We start from the raw sequence: 20,059 nt of genomic DNA on the forward strand, positions 1-20,059 counted from the left end.
CAACCTGCGACACCCCACCACGCCACGACCTTGGTCGACACTGACTAACTCAAGCGGTCATGCGAGACTGTCCTGACCGGGCGGAGTCCCGGATGTCTTTTGTCTGGAGTTCCCATGTCGCTGTCCATCGGGCTGATCGCCACCGTCGCCCTGGCCTATATGGCCATCCTGTTCGCTATCGCCTTTTATGGTGATCGGCGCAGCGCGCCGTTGCCGCCACGGGTGCGTGCGTGGGTGTACAGCCTGTCGCTGGCCGTTTATTGCACCAGTTGGACATTCTTTGGTGCCGTGGGCCAGGCGGCCGAACAACTCTGGTCATTCCTGCCGATCTACCTCGGGCCGATCCTGCTGCTGGTGTGCGCGCCGTGGGTCCTGCAAAAAATGGTGATGATCAGCAAACAGGAGAACATCACCTCCATCGCCGACTTCATCGCCGCCCGCTACGGCAAATCCCAGTCGCTGGCGGTGGTGGTGGCGCTGATTTGTCTGGTCGGCGTATTGCCCTACATCGCCTTGCAGCTCAAGGGCATCGTGCTGGGCGTGAACCTGCTGATCGGCGCCGGTGCCGATGCCATGGGCACGCGCGCGCAGGACACGGCGCTGATCGTGTCGTTGGTGCTGGCACTGTTCACCATCGTTTTCGGTACCCGCAACCTCGACGCCACGGAACACCACCGCGGCATGGTGCTGGCGATTGCCTTTGAATCGCTGGTCAAGCTGTTCGCTTTTCTCGCGGTCGGCGCGTTCGTGACCTACGGCCTGTACGACGGTTTCGACGACCTGTTCGACCAGGCCATGCTCGCCCCGCGCCTCGAAGCGTACTGGAAAGAAACCATCAACTGGCCGTCCATGGTGGTGCAAACCGGCGTGGCGATGATGGCGATCATCTGTCTGCCCCGGCAGTTCCATGTGACCGTGGTGGAAAACATCGAGCCTCAGGACCTGCGTTTGGCCAAGTGGGTGTTCCCGGCCTATCTGGCGCTGGCGGCATTGTTTGTCGTGCCAATCGCACTGGCCGGTCAGATGATGCTGCCCAGCTCGGTGCTGCCGGACTCATTCGTCATCAGCCTGCCTCTGGCCCAATCTCACCCTGCCCTGGCGATGCTGGCGTTTATTGGCGGCGCTTCCGCGGCGACCGGTATGGTGATCGTGGCCAGCGTGGCGCTGTCGACCATGCTTTCCAACGACATGCTGTTGCCGTGGTTGCTGCGACGTAACAACGCCGAGCGGCCGTTCGAAGTGTTCCGCCAGTGGATGCTTTCGGTGCGTCGGGTGAGCATCGTGGTCATTCTGCTGTTGGCCTATGTCAGTTATCGACTGCTCGGTTCGACCGCAAGCCTGGCAACCATCGGCCAGATCGCCTTCGCCGCCGTGACCCAACTGGCCCCGGCCATGCTCGGTGCGTTGTACTGGAAACAGGCTAACCGCCGCGGGGTGTTCGCGGGGCTGGCCGCCGGGACGTTCCTCTGGTTCTACACCTTGGTGCTGCCGATCGCCGCCAACAGTCTCGGCTTGCCCCTGAGCAGTTTTCCGGGCCTGGCCTGGTTGCAAGGTAACCCGTTGAACCTGCCGATCACGCCGCTGACTCAAGGCGTGGTGCTGTCCCTGGCGGGCAACTTCACCTTGTTCGCCTGGGTCTCGCTACTGTCACGCACCCGGGTTTCGGAGCATTGGCAGGCCGGCCGCTTCATCGGCCAGGAAATCAGCGCCCGCCCGAGCGCCCGTTCGATGCTGGCGGTACAGATCAACGACTTGCTGCAACTGGCCGCCCGTTTTGTCGGTGAAGAGCGGGCTCGTCAGAGTTTCATCCGTTTCGCCTACCGTCAGGGCAAAGGCTTCAATCCGAACCAGAACGCGGATGGTGAATGGATCGCCCATACCGAACGCTTGCTGGCCGGGGTCCTCGGCGCATCCTCGACCCGGGCGGTGGTAAAAGCCGCCATCGAAGGTCGGGAAATGCAACTTGAGGATGTCGTGCGGATCGCCGACGAAACGTCAGAAGTGCTGCAGTTCAATCGAGCCCTTCTGCAAGGCGCCATCGAAAACATCACCCAGGGCATCAGCGTGGTCGACCAGTCGTTGAAACTGGTGGCCTGGAACCGGCGCTACCTTGAGTTATTCAACTACCCCGACGGCTTGATCAGCGTTGGCCGGCCGATTGCGGACATCATTCGCTACAACGCCGAGCGCGGTCTGTGCGGCCCCGGCGAAGCGGAAGTACACGTCGCCCGTCGCTTGCACTGGATGCGTCAGGGCCGGGCCCATACCTCCGAGCGATTGTTCCCCAATGGTCGAGTGATCGAACTGATCGGCAACCCGATGCCCGGCGGCGGTTTCGTCATGAGTTTCACCGACATCACCGCGTTCCGCGAGGCCGAGCAAGCACTGACCGAAGCCAATGAAGGCCTCGAACAACGGGTCATCGAACGGACCCACGAGCTGTCGCAACTCAACGTTGCCCTGACCGAAGCCAAGGGCACCGCCGAATCGGCCAACCAATCGAAAACCCGTTTCCTGGCCGCCGTCAGCCATGACTTGATGCAACCGCTGAATGCCGCGCGATTGTTCTCTGCCGCCCTCTCCCACCAGGAAGAAAACTTATCCAGTGAAGCCCGGAAACTGGTTCATCACCTCGACAGCTCACTGCGCTCGGCCGAGGACCTGATCAGCGACCTGCTGGACATTTCCCGCCTGGAAAACGGCAAGATCAACCCTGATCGCAAGCCCTTCGTGCTCAATGAGTTGTTCCATACACTGGGCGCCGAGTTCAAGGCACTGGCGCAGGAACAGGGGCTGAAATTCCGTGTCCGGGGCAGCGCGTTACGGGTCGACAGCGACATCAAACTGCTGCGACGGATTTTGCAGAACTTCCTGACCAATGCCTTCCGCTACGCCAAAGGCCCGGTGCTGCTCGGCGTTCGGCGGCGCAACGGCGAGTTGTGCCTGGAGGTCTGGGACCGTGGACCGGGCATTCCGGAAGACAAACAGCAGGTGATTTTCGAAGAGTTCAAACGCCTCGACAGCCACCAGACCCGGGCCGAGAAAGGTCTGGGCCTGGGCCTGGCGATTGCCGATGGGCTGTGTCGCGTGCTGGGTCATACCTTGCGCGTGCGCTCCTGGCCGGGTCGCGGTAGCGTCTTCAGTGTCAGCGTACCGCTGGCTCGGGCACAAACCGCGGCGCCGGCCAAGGCTGCCGAACTCAATGGCCATTTGCTCAGCGGCGCGCAGGTGCTGTGTATCGATAACGAAGACAGCATCCTGATCGGCATGAACAGTTTGCTGACACGCTGGGGTTGCCAGGTCTGGACCGCGCGCAACCGTGATGAATGCGCGACGCTGCTCAGTGATGGGATGCGTCCGCAATTGGCACTGGTGGATTACCACCTGGACGATGGCGAGACAGGGACCGAGTTGATGGCGTGGTTGCGCACGCAACTGGGCGAACCGGTGCCGGGGGTGGTGATCAGTGCCGATGGACGGCCAGAGACGGTAGCCCAAGTGCATGCCGCGGGCCTGGATTACCTGGCAAAACCGGTGAAACCGGCGGCGTTGCGGGCGTTGTTGAGTCGGCATTTGCCGTTGTAGTGCGGCAGGTTTGAACCCTGCAAGTGGGGCGATTGACGCCTTCGCGGGCAAGCCCGCTCCCACAGGGGTTTGTGGTGTTCACTCTATTTGTGCAACAACACCAATCCCCTGTGGGAGCGGGCTTGCTCGCGAAGCTTTTCGGCTACTCCGGCAACTCAGCCAAGCCATCGACATCCGTCATCGCCCGCTCCAGCAGGTCCGCCGGCAAGCTCTTGCTGGCCCGCGCCCCAAGCAGCTTGAGCTGCTCGCTGCGACTGACCAGGTTGCCGCGGCCTTCAGTCAGCTTATTGCGTGCAGAGCTGTAGGCCTTGTCCAGTTGCTGCAGACGATTGCCGACCTCATCCAGATCCTGAATGAACAACACGAACTTGTCGTACAGCCAACCGGCGCGCTCGGCGATTTCCCGGGCGTTCTGGCTCTGGCGCTCCTGCTTCCACAAGCTGTCGATGACCCGCAAAGTGGCCAGCAACGTGGTTGGGCTGACGATCACGATATTGCGGTCGAATGCCTCCTGAAACAGCGTCGGCTCAGCCTGCAATGCCGCAGAAAACGCCGCTTCGATCGGGACGAAAAGCAAAACGAAATCCAGGCTGTGCAAACCGTCGAGCCGCTTGTAGTCCTTGCCGGCCAAGCCTTTGACGTGACTGCGCAGGGACAGCACATGCTGCTTGATGGCGATCTGGCCGATGGCGTCATCCTCGGCCGCCACATATTGCTGATAAGCCGTGAGGCTGACCTTGGAATCGACTACGACCTGCTTGTCGCCGGGCAGATAAATAATTACATCTGGCTGGAAACGCTCACCGTCCGGCCCCTTGAGATTGACCTGGGTCTGGTACTCACGCCCCTTCTCCAGGCCCGCATGCTCGAGCACTCGCTCGAGAATCAGCTCGCCCCAGTTGCCCTGGGTTTTCTGCCCTTTCAAGGCCCGCGTCAGGTTAGTGGCTTCGTCGCTCAGACGCAGGTTCAGTTGTTGCAGCCGCTCCAACTCCTTGGCCAGGGAAAAACGCTCGCGGGCTTCAGCCTGATAGCTTTCCTCAACACGTTTTTCGAATGACTGGATACGTTCCTTCAACGGATCGAGCAATTGCCCCAAACGTTGCTGGCTGGTTTCGGCAAAACGCTGCTCACGCTCGTCGAAGATCTTGCCCGCCAACTCGGCGAATTGCGCGCGCAGCTCATCTCGGGAGCCTTGCAGGTCGTTGAGGCGCTGCTGGTGGCTTTCCTGCTGCTCACGCAGCTCGGCGTTAAGGGAAGCGGCCTGAGCGTCGAGACGACGTAACTCAGCCTCTTTGCCGGCGCGTTCGATGTTCCAGGCGTGGGCCGCATCGCGGGCGTCGTCGCGTTCGATCTGCAGCAGTTCGACTTCACGGCGCACGGCGGCCAGATCGGCCTGTTTGGCGGAGTTGGCTTGGCTCAGGTCGGCAATTTCATCACGGCAGGTGTCAAGCTGCGCATTCAAGCCGTCCTGCGTCAGTTGGGCGATGGCAAGGCGCTCTTCCAGCAGCGCCAGCTCGGCCTGTCCCGCACTCGCCCGACGCTGAAGTTGCCAGGCCAATACCAGTAACGGCAGTGCAGCGCCCGCCAGACCCAGCAATGCGCTGGTCAAGTCCATCGCCATAGCCACTCCTGCCGATTAGATAAAGCGTGAAGGTTAACCAAGGCGTCAGGTCTTGGACAGCTCAGTCTTCGGTCAGGCCCAGTTCCTGTTGCGCACGTCGGTCGCCCGCACGCGCAGCCAGACGCAACAATTCCTGGCCAATTCGGCGATCCCGGGCGTTACCGCATTCGCGGCACATCAGCTGACCGAGACGGCTTTGCGCGGCCACCACGCCTTCACGGGCAGGCTGCTTGAGCAAGCGTCCGGCGAAGTGTTTGACGTTGGAGTTTTCGCCCAGGCGCGGGCTGTCCAGCAGCCACTCGGCCACGCGCATCGAAAAGCGCTTGGGTGGGGTAACACTGGGGGATGTTGAGGCAGCAGAGATTGATACTGAGCGAAACTTCATAAAGCACTGTGGGGCAGATCGGAAGGCGCGCCACTCTACTCTTTTTTTCGCACAGGTAAAGTCGAAAAAAGCCTGCACGCCCGTCCTAGAGCAAGCGCTTGGGACAATCCACAGAAGCTGTGGATAACTCAGTGGACAACCGCCTTTGAACTCGCGCAAAGCCCTGTGGAATGGGGCTCGCAGTCAAACTGACGATTTTTTCACCAGTAAAAAAAAGCGATGTTTTTCATTGACTTAAATTTTCGTTACAGGCACCCACTCCCGTTGAAGGAAGGATGACAGTGGGATGACAGTCAGCGCAACTAATGTGCACAAGTACCTTGGAGCCGGTTATATCGATGCGCTTTTTCGGCGCGTTTTTCCGTAAAGTCTGGGGATAAACCTGGGCAACCCGCGCAACGATTGATCCTGGCTCGATCGTCCTCGCGGATCAACGGTCGGGTTCTGGGCTATTACGGGGCGCTGGTTCTGCCGGTGGCTCTTCCCATCGCTCAGCGAGACTTGTCGGCAGGCACTCCAGCGATCTTTTTTGCGATCAGACTTCCCTTTTGCATTTCAATCCGTTAGTATCCGCGGCGTTAGTACCAAGCTGAAAGTCAATTCTGGTCGAACAAATCCCCCGGTCCGCCTTCTCCAAGAGAAGCCTTTACCGACAAAGCGGGATCGACCACCTCGATGGTTTCCAGGTAAATCTTGCGCCAACACAGCCTTTGAATCGAAAGCGAAGGGTGTTGCCAAGTTCACTTACTCTGACCGAACCAGCCTGCAAATTGATCAGGATCTTCACCCCGGGCCCAGAACCTTTGCCCTTGATGTGTTGCCTGCCCTCCTAAGTACCTACCTGCCAGCCCAAGCGCGCCAATTTATCAGCGCTTCAAACTGGCTGCTTTGTTCCAGTCGGGTTCTTCGTTCGACCAATGGTGGTCGTCGTCACTGGAACGTTTTAACTTTGCACGGTTCTTATCCGTGTCGCTTGTAGGAACACCAATTATGTCCACTCAAATCCACACTCAGGATGCCATTCGCACCCTAACCAACGCTTTTGCTCCAATGAACTGCCTGATCATGGCCGCTCGCAAAGGCTGCTTCAGCTTCACTCTGGTCAACGAACACGGCATCGCTCGTCACAGCGAACGCCTGTACCCTGATCAATACTCCAGCGCAGAACCGCTGCAGGCTGTGATCGAGCGTACTCGCCAGGCACTGGTTGCCTGAGACGCCAGAAAGGCTGAAAACCTCAAAAGCCCTGCTGAAAAGCGGGGCTTTTTATTGCCCGATATTTCGCATTTCGTGACCTACGGCTAAGCACCAACCGATATAACGGTTATAACTCGAAGCCGGAAATATTTTAAAAACAGTCCTTTACAGCGAAATAATGACACTACACTTCAACTCAAGCGGCTTGATCCGCTTCCGGCGAGACTGAATCGATCCATTGCTGCCAAGGCCCCCTTCAGGTCTCGCCGACCACTTCAGGTTTCGAGGGCTTTATGGGTATCGCTGCCAGCGAACTGTGTCGTTATGTGATCCGTCCGACGTTGATCTACCTCGGACGTCATAGCGCAACTGCCGAATCCCTGCTGCTGGGCATCGCCGCCAGTCAGTCAGCCCTTGGTTCAGCCCTGCATGACCGCCGTGGACACGGCCTGTACCGAATCGCCGAACCCCGCCATCAAGCCTTATGGGATCACTATTTGGCCCTGGACCCGGATCGGGCGAGCCTGGTGCGCGGCTTGGCCAGCCAGCATGCTTTTCTTAGCGGGCCGCATCTGGAATTGACCGTCAACCTGCGTTACGCCACTGCCATCGCCTGGCTGCTGGTAGAAGAACAGAACACTCCCCTCCCCGCCTCCGATGACCTACTGGGAATGGCCCGAATCTGGCGCCAGACTTTCCAACCCCAAGGTCGTCTGCGAGATTTCACCTACGCCTGGCAAACCTGTGTTTCATCGTTGAATCAGGTCGCCTGCTAACCCACCCGTTTCCGAACATCGCACAACATGTCGCGATTTTGGTCGGATTGTCCTACAAAACCGCTCTAAATCAAGCGATACAGGCTATAGCGCCCGGACGAAAATGTTGGTAATTTTCGCCCCGGTGATCACCAGGAGTTCTAATAATGAAAAAAGTAATGCTCAAAACCACCCTTAGCCTCGCCGTTGCCTTGGCATCCACCCAGATCTTTGCAGCTGGCTTTGCCATTAACGAACAAAGCATCAGCGGGATGGGTACAGGTTTTGCCGGGCGATCTTCTGCTGCCGACGACGCAAGCACCATTTTTGGCAACCCTGCCGGTATGTCCCGCCTCAAGCGCGAACAGGTGACTGGCGGCGCTGCACTGCTTGACGCACATACCGACATCAGCAACGCGAGTTCCAGACCCAACAGCGGCAGCAACGATGGCGACATGGTTCCCCTCGTTGCCGTACCGATGGGCTACTACGTCAAGCCAATCGATGACCACTGGGCATTCGGCATTGGCATGTACGCCCCGTTCGGTCTGGTGACCGACTACGAAAACGGCTTTGCGGGCCGTTACTTCGGCAGCAAGAGCGACGTGAAAGTCATGACCTTGCAACCGACCGTCAGCTACGCCTTCAACGACAAGGTGTCGATCGGTTTCGGTCCGACCATCAACCGCATCGAGGGCACCCTGGAATCAAACCTGTCGATCACCCAGGCCGCGCCGGACGGCAAGGTCAAGATCAAGGGCGACGACACCGCGCTGGGCTACAACATCGGCGTGCTGGTTCAAGCCACCGACAGTACGCGCGTCGGCCTGACCTACCACTCGAAAGTGAAGTACAAGCTCGAAGGTGATACCAAGGTCAACTACAACGTCCTCGCGGCCGTGGGTCAGAACCCAAGCCAGAAGTACGATGCTTCGCTGGACCTGACGACGCCTGAGTCGGTCGACTTCTCGCTCACTCATCAACTGGATGACAAGTGGACCCTCTACGCAGGCAGCACCTGGACTCGCTGGAGCCGCCTGAAAGATATCACCGTTGAAAACGAAGGCGTGCCGACCATCCTGAACGGCCAGTTCGGTACCATCACCGAAGAGCAGAACTGGCACGACACTTGGGCTCACGCCATCGGCGCGTCCTACCAGTTGAATAAGGAATGGGTATTGCGTACCGGCCTGTCCTTCGACCAGGCTCCGACCAACAACGTCAACCGCTCCCCGCGCATCCCGACAGGCGATCGCAAGATTTTCAGCCTGGGCGCCGGCTGGAGCCCGACCGACGACCTGACCATCGACGTGGCGTACTCGTACCTGCGCGAAGAGTCGGTCAAGGTCAACAACAGCAACAACCGTGGCCAGTCCTACAACGCCAAGTATGAAAACTCGGCAAACGGTTTCGGTGTAGGCGCGACCTACCGTTTCTGATGATTCACGGTGAGCTTGACTCGCTCGCCGCCTGAATTGAAAAAGCCCCGCACTCTTGTACAGAGGCGGGGCTTTTTAGTGGCTGACGATCAAGGTTTCGAGGCGAGGGCTTTCTCCACCGCCTCGATGAACTCGGGATTATCCGGTTTGGTCAGGCTGGAGAAATTGGCGACCACCTTGCCTTGGCGATCGACCACGTACTTGTAGAAATTCCACTTCGGCGAACTGCTTTGTTCAGCAAGCACCTTGAACAAATGCGTTGCGTCATCGCCGCGCACTTTCTGCGGTTCGGTCATGGTGAAGGTCACGCCGTAGTTCACGTAACAGACCTTGGCAGTCTCTGCGCCATCTTTGGATTCTTGTTTGAAATCATTGGATGGAACACCAATCACCTCAAGCCCTTGATCCTTGTAACGCTGATACAGCGCCTCAAGGCCTTTGAACTGCGGGGCGAAGCCACAGAAGCTCGCGGTGTTGACCACCACCAGTGGCTTGCCGGCGAAGCGCTGGCACAGATCGATGGATTCCTTGGCCCGCAGCTTGGGCAATGAGCCTTGTAACAACTCCGGGCATTCTGCCGCCTGGACCAACCCGGTAAAAGCCGTCAGCAACGCGGGAACTGCAAGCCAGCGCATCAGCATGTCGGTGCATCCTTGAACAATCATCAGAAAACGAAATTACTCGCCTTCGCCGCTCGCTAGCAAGCACCCATGCCCAACTGCATCAACGCCAGGCCACCCTGATGCCAGCCCCACCATGCCAGGGCCAGCAGCAGTACGCCGATGGCGATTACAGCCATCCGCGGCCAGAGACTGTTCATGCTGCACTCATCCGGGTTTGCAGACGTGCCACCGGCTGCTCGCGCACCGGCCAGTTCAGGGCTGCGGCCGCCAGACTCAAGAGAATCGCCACCTGCCAGATCAAGTCGTAACTCCCGGTTCGGTCATACACCACCCCACCCAGCCAACCGCCGAGGAACGAGCCGAGCTGGTGAAAGAGGAAAACGATCCCTCCGAGCATGGACAAATTTCGTACACCGAACAAGGTCGCTACCGTGCCGTTGGTCAAGGGCACCGTCGACAACCAGAGAAAACCCATGGCCATGCCGAACAAATAAGCCGTGACCTGAGTGACCGGCGCCCAGAGGAACAGCACAATCACCACCGCCCGCAACAGATACAGACCGGTGAGCAGGCGCGGTTTGGACATCCGCCCGCCAAGCCAGCCCGCCGTATAAGTACCGAAGATATTGAACAGACCGATCAGCGCCAGCACTGTGGTGCCGACAGTGGCTGGCAAGTGTTGATCCACCAGATAGGCCGGTAGGTGCACGCCGATGAACACCACTTGAAAACCACAGACAAAAAAGCCGAACGCCAACAACCAGAAGCCTGAATGGGAACAGGCTTCGCGTAGCGCTTCAGAGAGGGTTTGCTCGTGCCCGAGGACCGGCAGCGGCTTGTCCTTGAGCATGCTCACCAGCGGCACGATCAGCGCCACCACCAGGCCTAACACCAGCAACGCTGCCGACCAGCCAAGCCAGCCGATCAGCCCCAGCGTGCCGGGTAACATGGCGAATTGACCGAAAGAACCGGCAGCGCTGGCGACCCCCATGCCCATGCTGCGTTTTTCCGGTGGCACGGCACGACCGACCACACCGAGGATCACCGAGAACGAGGTGCCGGACAGACCGATACCGATCAACAGCCCGGCGCTCAAGGACAAGGTCACCGGCGAATCGGACAGCCCCATGAACACCAGGCCCAAGGCGTACAGGACACCACCGATCAACACCACCTTCGCGGCGCCAAAGCGGTCGGCCAGCGCACCGGTGAACGGCTGCGCCAGGCCCCAGATCAGGTTCTGCAAAGCAATGGCGAAGGCAAACACTTCGCGGCCCCAGCCAAACTCGGCGCTCATGGGCGCCAGAAACAGCCCGAAGCCATGTCGCACACCCAGGGACAATGCCAGAATCAGCGCACTCCCCAACAGGACCCAACCGCATGTACGCCACATTGATGTCATTCTTGTTCTCCAGTAGCGGGTATATACCCGCTTAAGACCGAGCAAACTGGCCTCAAGCCAGTTCGTCCAGCAATTTCAGCAAGGTTTCACGCTTCTCGGCACCCAGACGGTCGATCAACCGCTGCTGCGCCGCTTCCCAGGCCGGCAAGGCCGCTGCCAGACGTTCACGACCCGTTTCGGTGAGCAGGACGATGCGATTGCGCATGTCCTCGCCTTCCACCAGCGTCACCAGGCCTTCACCTTCCAGCACTCGCAGGTTGCGCCCGAGGGTGCTGCGATCCAGGCCCATGGCTTCGGCCAGAGACGAGATGCTCGGCTGATCCAGACGCTGCAGATTACACAGCAGAGAATACTGGGCAACGTTGATCCCGAAGCCGTCGAGGGCGCCGTCGTAATGCCTGCTGACGCCACGAGCGGCGCGACGCAGGTTAGTGCACAAACATTGAGAAGGAAGCATAGTGCGTGTATATACCCGCGGTTAAATGAAAGCAAATTTTTCGACACATATTACTTGTAGGAGCGAGGCTTGCCCGCGAAGAACGATAACGCGGTCGGACTGATCGACCGCGGCGCTCCCTTCGCGGGCAAGCCTCGCTCCTACAGGATCAATGCGAGCCCTACCAGCACCGCCACTTCCTGCAATTCCAGCAACGCCCCTGCCGTATCGCCCGTCGTCCCGCCTAATCGCCGAATCATTACTTGCCGCAACCAGACAAACAGCACCATCGCCAACACAAGCGCCCCTACACCGCTGAGGCCAGCCATCAGCACACAGGCCACCGCACTGATCACCAACACCTGTTTGCCGGCCAAACGCGGCAGATGATCAGCCAGTGCCTGCCCCAATCCACCGGGACGCACGTAAGACGTGGTGAGGAATAAACCCAGTAACGCGCTGCGGCTAATCAATGGAACGATGATCAGGACCACGCTGTGTTGCTGCTCGATCAACGCCAGCAACGCGGCAAACTTGAGCAGCAATACCAGGACCAGCGTCACCACGGCGATCGGCCCGCTACGCGGGTCTTTCATGATGGTCAGGGTGCGTTCACGGTCGCCGTAGCCACCAAGCCACGCATCGGCGCTATCGGCCAGGCCATCCAGGTGCAACGCACCGCTGAGTACGACCCAAACACAGAGCAACAGTGCGGCGTGAAGCAATAATGGCGTGCCCAGCAATAGCCAGTTCAGCCCCCACAGAATCGCGCCGAACAGCAAACCGACCAGCGGATAAAACAGCAGCGACCGGCCCAGTTCCTTGGGCGTCGGCATGCCGGGCAGACGAATCGGCAGGCTGCTCAAAAACTGCAGGGCGATCCAGAATGGCAACATGGTCAGATCGCTTCCCTCAACAAGACGCCGGATTCGACCGACAACGAGAACAGCGCGCCATGGCCGACTTCAACGTTGAGCAACTGCTCACGCGGCAATCCGCGCGCTAGAGCCAGCAACAAACGCATGACACCGCCATGGCTGATCAGCAGGATTCGCTCACCCGCATAGGCCGTGTGCAGCCGCTCGATCGCCGCCAACACTCGCGCAGAAAAATCCGCCACCGGCTCACCCTCAGGCGGCGTGAACGAATAAGGATCGGCCCAGAACAAGCCCAACGCCTCGGCACTGGTTTCCATCAACGCCGCCGCGCTCTGCCCTTCCCAGGCGCCGAAGTGCAGCTCTTGCAGATCCTTATCCAGCTGCACCGGCAAACCCAGTTGCGTTCCAAGCTTTTCAGCAAAACGCGCACAACGCTGCAACGGCGAACTGACCAGTCGATCCCAGGGCCCTTGCTCGATCACCGCGGCGCGCATTTGCTCCCAGCCCTTGTCGGTCAGCGCATCGTCAAGGCTGCCGCGCAAACCGCCGCCGAGTTCGGTTTCGCCGTGGCGCAACAGGTCCAGGCGCAAGGTCATGCCGGGCGATCCGCCACCGCGGCTTCGGCGAACGTCGCCATCTGCCCGTGCAGGTCGCAGGCCAGACGCAGCAATGGCACAGCGAGCGCCGCACCACTGCCCTCGCCCAGTCGCAGGCCGAGGTCCAGCAACGGTTCGGCGTTCAGGGTTTCGAGCACATGGCGATGGCCCGGCTCGGCGCCGCGATGACCGAACAGCAACCACTCACGGCAGGCCGGATTCAAACGCACCGCCACCAACGCTGCGACACTGCAAATAAACCCGTCGACCAACACTGCGACGCCTTCCTGAGCACAGGCCAGGTACGCGCCGACCAGCGCAGCGATTTCGAAACCGCCGAGGTTGAACAAGGTTTGCAACGCATCGCTACGCTGAGCGCCATGCAACGCCAGGGCACGCTCGATGACTTGGGCTTTATGGCTGACACCCGCTGCGTTCAAACCGGTGCCCGGCCCGGCCAGATGCACCACCGGGCAATCGAGCAACGCACACGCCAGCGCGCTGGCCGCGGTGGTGTTGCCGATGCCCATTTCGCCACCGATGAACAACTGCGCGCCGACTGCGACGGCGCGCTGCACACTGTCGCGGCCGGCCTGCAAGGCGAGTTCGCCCTGAGCCTGGGTCATCGCCGGACCCTGGACGAAATTCGCCGTGCCCGGACCGATGTTCAGGTGACGCACACCCGGCAGATTCAACGACGGCGTGACGGTGCCAAGATCGACCACTTCCAGGGAAGCACCCAACTGCCGCGCCAACACACTGATCGCCGCGCCGCCGCTGACAAAGTTGTGCAGCATCTGCCCGGTGACTTCCTGCGGAAACGCCGACACTCCTTCGACGACCACACCATGGTCACCGGCAAAAATCGCGATCCACAGCTGATCGAGCGTCGGCTTGACCTGCCCCTGCAACCCGGCCAATTGCACCGCCACCGATTCGAGCTGGCCGAGCGAGCCGGCAGGCTTGGTCAGTTGCTGTTGACGCGCCTGCGCCTGTTCGACTGCTTGCGCGTCGATTGGCTTGCACGGGTTCAGCCACCAGGAGTGAGTCATAACGCAGTTCCTTTCAAAGTCAGGGGCAGGCCGGCGACGGTCAGGACGACTCGCTGACAGCGCTCGGCCAAGGCTTGATGCAGCCAACCGGCTTCATCGACATAGCGGCGAGTCAATTCGCCCAGCGGTACGACACCCATCCCGGTCTCGTTGCTGACAAAAATGATTTCACCCGGCAATGATGCCAGGCAGTCCAGCAAAGCTTCGCGTTCGGCAGACAGGCGCTCGGCGTCGTCGAGCATCAGCAGATTGGTCAGCCACAGCGTCAGGCAATCCACCAGCAAGCAACGATCGGCACTGGCGTTTTCGCACAGCACGCGGGCCAGTTCCAGCGGCTCTTCGATCAACGCCCATTCGACTGGACGACGGGCGCGATGATGGGCCACCCGTTCATTCATTTCACCGTCCAGGGGTTGGCTGGTGGCGATGTAAATGACTTGGAGCAGACTGTCTGTCGCCAGTTTTTCAGCCAGGCGACTTTTGCCGGAGCGGGCGCCGCCGAGGATCAGTTGCAGCATGGTTTATTCCTTAAAATCTTCGGTGTCGGGACGGGCCTCATCGCGGGCAAGTCGGATCGCCGCATCGCCGCTCCCACAAGGATCGAGGCTGTTCACAGGTTTTTGTCCACCCACGAAACCTGTGGGAGCGGGCTTGCCCGCGATGAGGCCTGTGCAGCCACCTCAAATCCCACAGAGTTCACGCAGCAACGAAGTATCCAGATGCTTCTCCACCAGATCCGCCAACCGTTCAATATCGCGCTCACGCAAGGCGTGGTAATCGACCTCCTGCACATCCTGCAAACCAGCCCAGCGCAACAGCGCACTGCACGCTGCCGGTGACTCGAACAAGCCATGCAGATACGTGCCGAAAATCTGCCCATCGACACTTTGCGCGCCATCGCAGCGACCATCGTCGAGCTGCACCGCGGCATTTTCCAGGGCCGGCCCGGAGGTCACCCCGGCATGAATTTCATAGCCGCTGACCTCTGCATCTTCCAGCACCAGGCGCCCACGCACATTGCGCAATTGCTTCTCTTCTTCGAGCTGCGTTTCGAACGCCAGCAAGCCCAAACCGGCACTGGAACCCGGCGCCCCTTCAAGGCCCAGCGGATCGTGCACCTGCTCGCCGAGCATTTGCAGACCGCCGCAGATTCCCAGCACTTTTCCGCCGTAGCGCAAGTGCCGCGAGATCGCCGTGTCCCAGCCGTTGGCCCGCAGGTACGCAAGGTCGCTACGCACGCTTTTCGAGCCGGGAAGAATGATCAGGTCGGCCGGCGGAATCGCCTGGCCGGGGCCGATGAATTGCAAGTCCACTTGTGGATGCAGGCGCAGCGGATCGAAATCGGTGTGGTTGCTGATGCGCGGCAGTACCGGCACCACCACGTTGAGCACTTGATCAGCCTTGTCGGTCTGACGCTGATCGAGACCATCCTCGGCCTCAAGATGCAGGTCCATCACATATGGCAAGACGCCGATCACCGGTTTGCCGGTGCGCGCCTCCAGCCAGTCCAGCCCCGGCTGCAGCAAGGCGATGTCGCCGCGAAAACGGTTGATGATGAAGCCTTTGACCCTTGCCTGTTCGCTGGGCGACAGCAGCTCCAGCGTACCGACCAAATGCGCGAAAACTCCACCGCGATTGATGTCGGCAATCAGCACCACCGGGCAGTCCACCGCCTCGGCAAACCCCATGTTGGCGATGTCGCCGGCGCGCAGGTTGATCTCTGCCGGCGAACCCGCCCCTTCGACCATCACCAATGGATACGCCGCGCTCAGCCGTTCGTGGGAGGCCAACACCGCCTGCATGGCGATGGCTTTGTAGTCGTGATAGGCGACGGCATTCATGGTGGTGACCGCACGACCATGAATGATCACTTGAGCGCCGGTATCGCTATTGGGCTTGAGCAGCACCGGGTTCATGTCGGTGTGCGGTTCGAGGTTGGCGGCCTGGGCCTGCACCGCTTGAGCACGGCCAATCTCGCCACCGTCGGCGGTCACCGCGCTGTTGAGGGCCATGTTCTGCGGCTTGAACGGCACGACGCTGATGCCTTGGCGCGTGACCCAGCGACACAGCGCCGTCACCAGCGTGCTTTTACCGGCGTCGGACGTGGTGCCCTGCACCATTAAAGTGGCGCCCTGCACCTTCAATGTAGTCATTGCGCTTCCTTGACACAGGCTTCAAGCGCTTGCTCGAGACGCAGCCAATCCGCTTCATCAGCGGGCAAGCCAAACCGCACGCTGCTGGTGTGGGTGAACAACCGCAGCAAAATGCCGCGCCGGGCCATGAATTCATGCAGCGCTTCGGCGCGCTCGGTGATCAGCCATTGGAACAATGCGCAGCCGCCCTGAGGCTTGAAACCATACTGCTCAAGCAGCAATGCCAGACGCTCACCGGCTTCGTCAGTGCGAATGCGCTGTCGCGTGTGCCCCTCGGTATCCGTCAAGCACGCCTGGCCGAGCACGCGGGTCGGTCCGCTGACCGCCCAAGGTCCGACCTGTTCGGCCAGCAGCTTAAGCAACTTGCGTTCGGCCAATACAAAACCCAGCCGCACCCCGGCCAGGCCGAAAAATTTGCCAAAGGAGCGCAGCACGATCAAGCCGATCTGATGGGTGAACGGTGCCAGGCTCAAATGCGGGGTGTTGTCCATGAATGCCTCATCCACCACCAGCCAGCCACCGCGCTGAGCCAGCCGCGAATGCCAATCCAGCAGGCGAGCCGGGGTCAGGCTCAACCCCGTGGGATTGTTGGGGTTGACCACCACCAGCACGTCGAGGCTGTCGAGAAAGAAATCGACTTCCGACTCCAGCACTTCACGCACGATGTAACCATTGCGACGCCAGGCTTCGGCGTGTTCGGCGTAACACGGCGACAGCACGCCGACCTTGCCGGCCCGGCGCAAACGCGGCAGCAACTGGATCGCCATTTGCGACCCGGCCACCGGCAATACTTGGGCCGCACCGTAATAGTCGCAGGCAGCCTGCTCTAGCCCGTCATCGGTTTCCGGCAACCGCGCCCAGGCCCGCAGCGGGATGTCCGGGACCGGGAATGGCCAGGGCGCCAGGCCACTGGACAGGTCGAGCCAATCGGCTTCGGCAATGCCGTATTCAAGCGCCGCCTTACGCAAGCGACCACCGTGCTCAAGCATAGAACTCAGCCCCCACGCAAAGAATCAGCAGCCATAACCATATCCCGCGCTGTACCAATTGCCAGCCACGGTCGATGGAATCGGCATCCGCCGGCACACCTTCGCCCAACTGCGGACGCTGATGCAGTTCACCGTGATAGATCGCCGCCCCGCCCAACTCGACGCCCAGCGCACCGGCACCCGCCGCCATCACCGGCCCGGCATTCGGGCTGTCCCAGGTCGGGCCCTGGGTACGCCAGCACTTCAGCGCCAGTCGGGTTTTGCCCAGCAGCGCGTAGGTCAACGCCACCAGACGTGCGGGAATGTAGTTCAGAACATCATCGATCTTCGCCGCCGCCCAACCGAAACGCTCGAAGCGTTCGTTGCGATAACCCCACATCGCATCGAGCGTGTTGCTCAGACGATAAAGCACCACGCCGGGCGCACCCGCCACGGCAAACCAGAACAGCGCGGCGAATACCGCATCGCTGCCGTTCTCCAGCACCGATTCGGTGGCGGCGCGGGCGACTTCGGTTTCATCCAGCTCACTGGTCTGACGGCTGACCAGATAGCCGACGCGGTTGCGCGCCTCGATTAAATCATCGCTGCGCAGGGCCTTGGCCACCGGCTCGACGTGCTCACCAAGGCTGCGCATACCGAGGGCGCAATAGAGCACCAAAATCTCTACGATCCAGCCAACGTAAGGCGCCCAGGAAATTGCGGTGGCCAGCAAAGTCAACGGCACGACCGCCATCACCCAGGCTGTAACGCCATGACTGCGCCAGCCACGGCCACCGGAGTTGAAACGCTGCTCGATGCGATCGGCAAAACGACCGAACGCCACCAGCGGATGCCAGCGTTTGGGTTCACCCAGCAGCGCATCCAGCGCGACCGCGGCGACACTCAACAACGCCACACTCATTGACTCACTCCCCAATAATTTTCATACAGCAACTCGCTGAGTGGGCGTGCTTGCGCCCAGCCTTCGAGTACCAACATCGGCGCCGGATAGAATGCCTCGACCGGTCCCAGACAAAGAATGGCCAAAGGCTTGGCCCCGCTCGGTAAACCCAGCAAGTCCGCCAGCGCTTGTGGCTCGAACAATGACACCCAGCCCATGCCCAGGCCTTCGGCGCGGGACGCGAGCCAAAGGTTCTGGATGGCGCAGGACAATGAGGCCATGTCCATTTCCGGCAATGTACGACGGCCGAAGATATGCCGCTCACGATCGTCCATCAGCGCGGCGACCAGCACCTCGGCGCAGTCGTTGATGCCTTCGACCTTGAGCTTCATGAATTCGTCGGAACGCTCGCCGAGGGCTTCGGCGGTGCGGATGCGTTCCTCTTCCACCAGCTGCTGAATCTTGCCGCGAAGTGCCCGGTCGCTGATGCGGATGAAACGCCAAGGCTGCATCAGGCCGACACTCGGCGCCTGATGCGCGGTTTCAAGCAGACGCCTCAGTAACTCAGGTTCGACGGTGCCGCCGCTGAAATGCCGCATGTCGCGGCGTTCGGCGATCGCGCGATAAACAGCTTCGCGTTCGGCTTCGGAAAATGCGTTGTCCGTCATGGCCTCTTCGCGAGCAAGCCCGCTCCCACATTAGAAGGTGTGTGACCTGAAGAAACTCGGTCCACTGTGGGAGCGGGCTTGCTCGCGAAGGCGGCCTCACGATCAGGCACAAACAACGCGGCAATCGCCGATGGATTCGACGGAAAATAAAAATGCACATAAGAAGCCGTCATCCGCCCCTCACGATAAACCGCCTCCGCCCCCTCGCCCGCCATTCGGGCTCAGCCCACGAGCAATCGGCTCAAGTTCGGTGCTGGTCAACGAGTGGTGATAGGTGTGCCCACGCAGCAAACCTTCCGGCAATTCAACCGCCTGCAAAGCCAACGCGGCAAGACGCTTCTGCATCACCGCATCACCAGCCAGCAAGCCGACCAGTTCAGCGCGAGTACCCTCGACATCGGTCAAGGAATCCAGCAGATACAGCATGCCGCCACACTCGGCCAACAACGGTTTGCCCGCCGCGTGATGAGCGCGGATCGCGGTCAGCATCGGCGTGTTTTGCGACAACGCCACATGGTGCAGTTCGGGGTAACCGCCCGGCAGATACAGGCTGTCTGCCTCCGGCAATTCGGTGTCGCGGATCGGCGAGAAGAAAGACAGTTTGGCGCCCATGGCCCGTAGCAGATCCAGGCTCGCGCCGTAGGTAAACGCGAAAGCTTCGTCCCGGGCCACGGCAATTCGCACACCGGCCAACAACGGTTCGGCTGTAATCATTTCAGGCGCGGCGAATTCCACGGGCGGCGGTAGAGCCACATCGCAACTGCTGGTCAGCGACTCAGCCGCCGCATCGAGACGCAGATCAAGATCATTCAGCTCGCTGGCCTGAACCAGGCCGAGATGCCGACTCGGCAATTCGATCCCGGTCTCCCGGGACAACGCGCCGTACCAGCGCAAGCCTTCAGTCAGGCTGCCTTCGAGCAACTGCGCATGGCGCACGGTGCCGACCCGGTTGGCCAGCACACCGGCAAACGGCAAGTCCGGCTGATAACGCGCAAGGCCCAGGGCCAGCGCGCCAAACGTCTGCGCCATGGCGGTGCCGTCGATCACGCCGAGCACCGGCACACCAAGTGCCGCGCCAAGTCGGCGCTGGACGGCGTACCGTCGAACAGCCCCATGACGCCTTCGATGAGGATCAGATCGGCTTCGCCAGCGGCCTCCCACAATAGACGCCGACTTTCCTGCTCGCCGACCATCCACATGTCGAGTTGATAGACCGGTGCACCGCTGGCACGCTCGAGAATCATCGGGTCGAGAAAGTCCGGGCCGCATTTGAACACGCGAACCTTGCGTCCCTGATTGCGATGCAAACGGGCGAGCGCGGCGGTGACGGTGGTCTTGCCCTGACCGGAGGCCGGCGCGGCGATCAGTACCGCCGGGCATTGACGATGGCTATTCATAAA

Annotated in this window: 18 protein-coding genes and 1 pseudogene; 4 read left to right on the plus strand and 15 right to left on the minus strand. The window is 60.5% G+C overall.

Annotation, left to right across the window (positions count from 1 at the left end; genetic code table 11):
* Positions 1-114: 114 nt before the first annotated feature.
* A complete protein-coding gene (locus AB4O41_RS08240) occupies positions 115-3,585 on the plus strand; it encodes a hybrid sensor histidine kinase/response regulator (protein WP_460147145.1) in 3,471 nt (1,156 codons plus the stop codon).
* Between the two features lie 142 nt (positions 3,586-3,727).
* Here AB4O41_RS08240 and AB4O41_RS08245 read toward each other — a convergent pair whose 3' ends face one another.
* Positions 3,728-5,092: a DNA recombination protein RmuC gene (locus AB4O41_RS08245; RefSeq protein WP_167344813.1), complete on the minus strand. Its 1,365-nt coding sequence runs from the start codon at positions 5,090-5,092 to the stop codon at positions 3,728-3,730.
* Between the two features lie 175 nt (positions 5,093-5,267).
* Positions 5,268-5,591 carry a sel1 repeat family protein gene (locus tag AB4O41_RS08250; RefSeq protein WP_460147147.1) on the minus strand — a complete coding sequence of 108 codons (324 nt, stop codon included), beginning with the start codon at positions 5,589-5,591 and terminating at the stop codon, positions 5,268-5,270.
* 990 nt (positions 5,592-6,581) lie between these two features.
* Between AB4O41_RS08250 and AB4O41_RS08255 the strand changes: the two genes are divergently transcribed.
* The 3 genes from AB4O41_RS08255 to AB4O41_RS08265 all read left to right on the plus strand — a co-directional run bounded on the left by AB4O41_RS08255 (position 6,582) and on the right by AB4O41_RS08265 (position 8,982).
* Positions 6,582-6,806: a hypothetical protein gene (locus AB4O41_RS08255; protein WP_007898912.1), complete on the plus strand. Its 225-nt coding sequence runs from the start codon at positions 6,582-6,584 to the stop codon at positions 6,804-6,806.
* Between the two features lie 275 nt (positions 6,807-7,081).
* A complete protein-coding gene (locus AB4O41_RS08260) occupies positions 7,082-7,564 on the plus strand; it encodes a hypothetical protein (RefSeq protein ID WP_038979731.1) in 483 nt (160 codons plus the stop codon).
* 146 nt (positions 7,565-7,710) lie between these two features.
* A complete protein-coding gene (locus AB4O41_RS08265; protein ID WP_460147149.1) occupies positions 7,711-8,982 on the plus strand; it encodes an OmpP1/FadL family transporter in 1,272 nt (423 codons plus the stop codon).
* A gap of 89 nt (positions 8,983-9,071) precedes the next feature.
* Here AB4O41_RS08265 and AB4O41_RS08270 read toward each other — a convergent pair whose 3' ends face one another.
* From AB4O41_RS08270 to AB4O41_RS08330, 13 genes and pseudogenes are all read right to left on the minus strand, one after another.
* Positions 9,072-9,623, minus strand: coding sequence for a glutathione peroxidase (locus tag AB4O41_RS08270; protein WP_460147151.1), 552 nt, complete (start codon positions 9,621-9,623; stop codon positions 9,072-9,074).
* A gap of 56 nt (positions 9,624-9,679) precedes the next feature.
* On the minus strand, positions 9,680-9,802 hold the full coding sequence (locus tag AB4O41_RS08275) for a hypothetical protein (RefSeq protein ID WP_007898919.1): 123 nt from the start codon (positions 9,800-9,802) through the stop codon (positions 9,680-9,682).
* Positions 9,799-11,007 (minus strand): MFS transporter, encoded by a 1,209-nt coding sequence (locus AB4O41_RS08280; RefSeq protein ID WP_460147153.1) that lies wholly within the window; start codon positions 11,005-11,007, stop codon positions 9,799-9,801. The genes AB4O41_RS08275 and AB4O41_RS08280 overlap by 4 nt, the downstream gene beginning before the upstream one ends.
* 52 nt (positions 11,008-11,059) lie before the next feature.
* Positions 11,060-11,464, minus strand: a complete 405-nt coding sequence (locus AB4O41_RS08285) for a MarR family winged helix-turn-helix transcriptional regulator (RefSeq protein WP_048394362.1) — start codon at positions 11,462-11,464, stop codon at positions 11,060-11,062.
* 140 nt (positions 11,465-11,604) lie between these two features.
* Positions 11,605-12,339: an adenosylcobinamide-GDP ribazoletransferase gene (locus AB4O41_RS08290; RefSeq protein WP_460147154.1), complete on the minus strand. Its 735-nt coding sequence runs from the start codon at positions 12,337-12,339 to the stop codon at positions 11,605-11,607.
* A gap of 2 nt (positions 12,340-12,341) precedes the next feature.
* Positions 12,342-12,917 (minus strand): alpha-ribazole phosphatase family protein, encoded by a 576-nt coding sequence (gene cobC, locus AB4O41_RS08295; protein WP_460147156.1) that lies wholly within the window; start codon positions 12,915-12,917, stop codon positions 12,342-12,344.
* Positions 12,914-13,969, minus strand: coding sequence for a nicotinate-nucleotide--dimethylbenzimidazole phosphoribosyltransferase (gene cobT, locus AB4O41_RS08300; protein ID WP_460147158.1), 1,056 nt, complete (start codon positions 13,967-13,969; stop codon positions 12,914-12,916). The genes cobC and cobT overlap by 4 nt, the downstream gene beginning before the upstream one ends.
* A complete protein-coding gene (gene cobU / locus AB4O41_RS08305; RefSeq protein ID WP_460147160.1) occupies positions 13,966-14,487 on the minus strand; it encodes a bifunctional adenosylcobinamide kinase/adenosylcobinamide-phosphate guanylyltransferase in 522 nt (173 codons plus the stop codon). The genes cobT and cobU overlap by 4 nt, the downstream gene beginning before the upstream one ends.
* Before the next feature lie 162 nt (positions 14,488-14,649).
* Entirely contained in the window at positions 14,650-16,122 is a 1,473-nt protein-coding gene (locus AB4O41_RS08310) for a cobyric acid synthase (protein ID WP_460147162.1), read from the minus strand.
* Positions 16,119-17,111, minus strand: coding sequence for a threonine-phosphate decarboxylase CobD (gene cobD, locus AB4O41_RS08315; RefSeq protein WP_460147164.1), 993 nt, complete (start codon positions 17,109-17,111; stop codon positions 16,119-16,121). The genes AB4O41_RS08310 and cobD overlap by 4 nt, the downstream gene beginning before the upstream one ends.
* Positions 17,104-18,012 (minus strand): adenosylcobinamide-phosphate synthase CbiB, encoded by a 909-nt coding sequence (gene cbiB / locus AB4O41_RS08320; protein WP_460147166.1) that lies wholly within the window; start codon positions 18,010-18,012, stop codon positions 17,104-17,106. Before cbiB ends, cobD begins: the two co-directional genes overlap by 8 nt.
* Entirely contained in the window at positions 18,009-18,659 is a 651-nt protein-coding gene (bluB, locus tag AB4O41_RS08325; protein ID WP_460147168.1) for a 5,6-dimethylbenzimidazole synthase, read from the minus strand. Before bluB ends, cbiB begins: the two co-directional genes overlap by 4 nt.
* Positions 18,656-20,056, minus strand: a pseudogene (locus AB4O41_RS08330) (cobyrinate a,c-diamide synthase). The gene bluB and the pseudogene AB4O41_RS08330 overlap by 4 nt, the downstream one beginning before the upstream one ends.
* Positions 20,057-20,059 lie beyond the last annotated feature (3 nt).

This window comes from Pseudomonas sp. S2_A02 (assembly GCF_054668495.1).

Excerpts from the sequence above, each read along its gene's own strand:
- AB4O41_RS08310 (WP_460147162.1), bottom strand. The coding sequence starts at position 16,122 with ATGACTACATTGAAGGTGCAGGGCGCCACTTTAATGGTGCAGGGCACC.
- AB4O41_RS08290 (WP_460147154.1), bottom strand. The coding sequence starts at position 12,339 with ATGTTGCCATTCTGGATCGCCCTGCAGTTTTTGAGCAGCCTGCCGATT.
- AB4O41_RS08265 (WP_460147149.1), top strand. The coding sequence starts at position 7,711 with ATGAAAAAAGTAATGCTCAAAACCACCCTTAGCCTCGCCGTTGCCTTG.
- AB4O41_RS08270 (WP_460147151.1), bottom strand. The coding sequence starts at position 9,623 with ATGCTGATGCGCTGGCTTGCAGTTCCCGCGTTGCTGACGGCTTTTACC.
- cobU (WP_460147160.1), bottom strand. The coding sequence starts at position 14,487 with ATGCTGCAACTGATCCTCGGCGGCGCCCGCTCCGGCAAAAGTCGCCTG.
- AB4O41_RS08255 (WP_007898912.1), top strand. The coding sequence starts at position 6,582 with ATGTCCACTCAAATCCACACTCAGGATGCCATTCGCACCCTAACCAAC.
- bluB (WP_460147168.1), bottom strand. The coding sequence starts at position 18,659 with ATGACGGACAACGCATTTTCCGAAGCCGAACGCGAAGCTGTTTATCGC.
- cobC (WP_460147156.1), bottom strand. The coding sequence starts at position 12,917 with ATGACCTTGCGCCTGGACCTGTTGCGCCACGGCGAAACCGAACTCGGC.
- cbiB (WP_460147166.1), bottom strand. The coding sequence starts at position 18,012 with ATGAGTGTGGCGTTGTTGAGTGTCGCCGCGGTCGCGCTGGATGCGCTG.
- AB4O41_RS08260 (WP_038979731.1), top strand. The coding sequence starts at position 7,082 with ATGGGTATCGCTGCCAGCGAACTGTGTCGTTATGTGATCCGTCCGACG.
- AB4O41_RS08280 (WP_460147153.1), bottom strand. The coding sequence starts at position 11,007 with ATGACATCAATGTGGCGTACATGCGGTTGGGTCCTGTTGGGGAGTGCG.
- AB4O41_RS08250 (WP_460147147.1), bottom strand. The coding sequence starts at position 5,591 with ATGAAGTTTCGCTCAGTATCAATCTCTGCTGCCTCAACATCCCCCAGT.
- cobD (WP_460147164.1), bottom strand. The coding sequence starts at position 17,111 with ATGCTTGAGCACGGTGGTCGCTTGCGTAAGGCGGCGCTTGAATACGGC.
- AB4O41_RS08240 (WP_460147145.1), top strand. The coding sequence starts at position 115 with ATGTCGCTGTCCATCGGGCTGATCGCCACCGTCGCCCTGGCCTATATG.
- cobT (WP_460147158.1), bottom strand. The coding sequence starts at position 13,969 with ATGACTCACTCCTGGTGGCTGAACCCGTGCAAGCCAATCGACGCGCAA.
- AB4O41_RS08285 (WP_048394362.1), bottom strand. The coding sequence starts at position 11,464 with ATGCTTCCTTCTCAATGTTTGTGCACTAACCTGCGTCGCGCCGCTCGT.
- AB4O41_RS08275 (WP_007898919.1), bottom strand. The coding sequence starts at position 9,802 with ATGAACAGTCTCTGGCCGCGGATGGCTGTAATCGCCATCGGCGTACTG.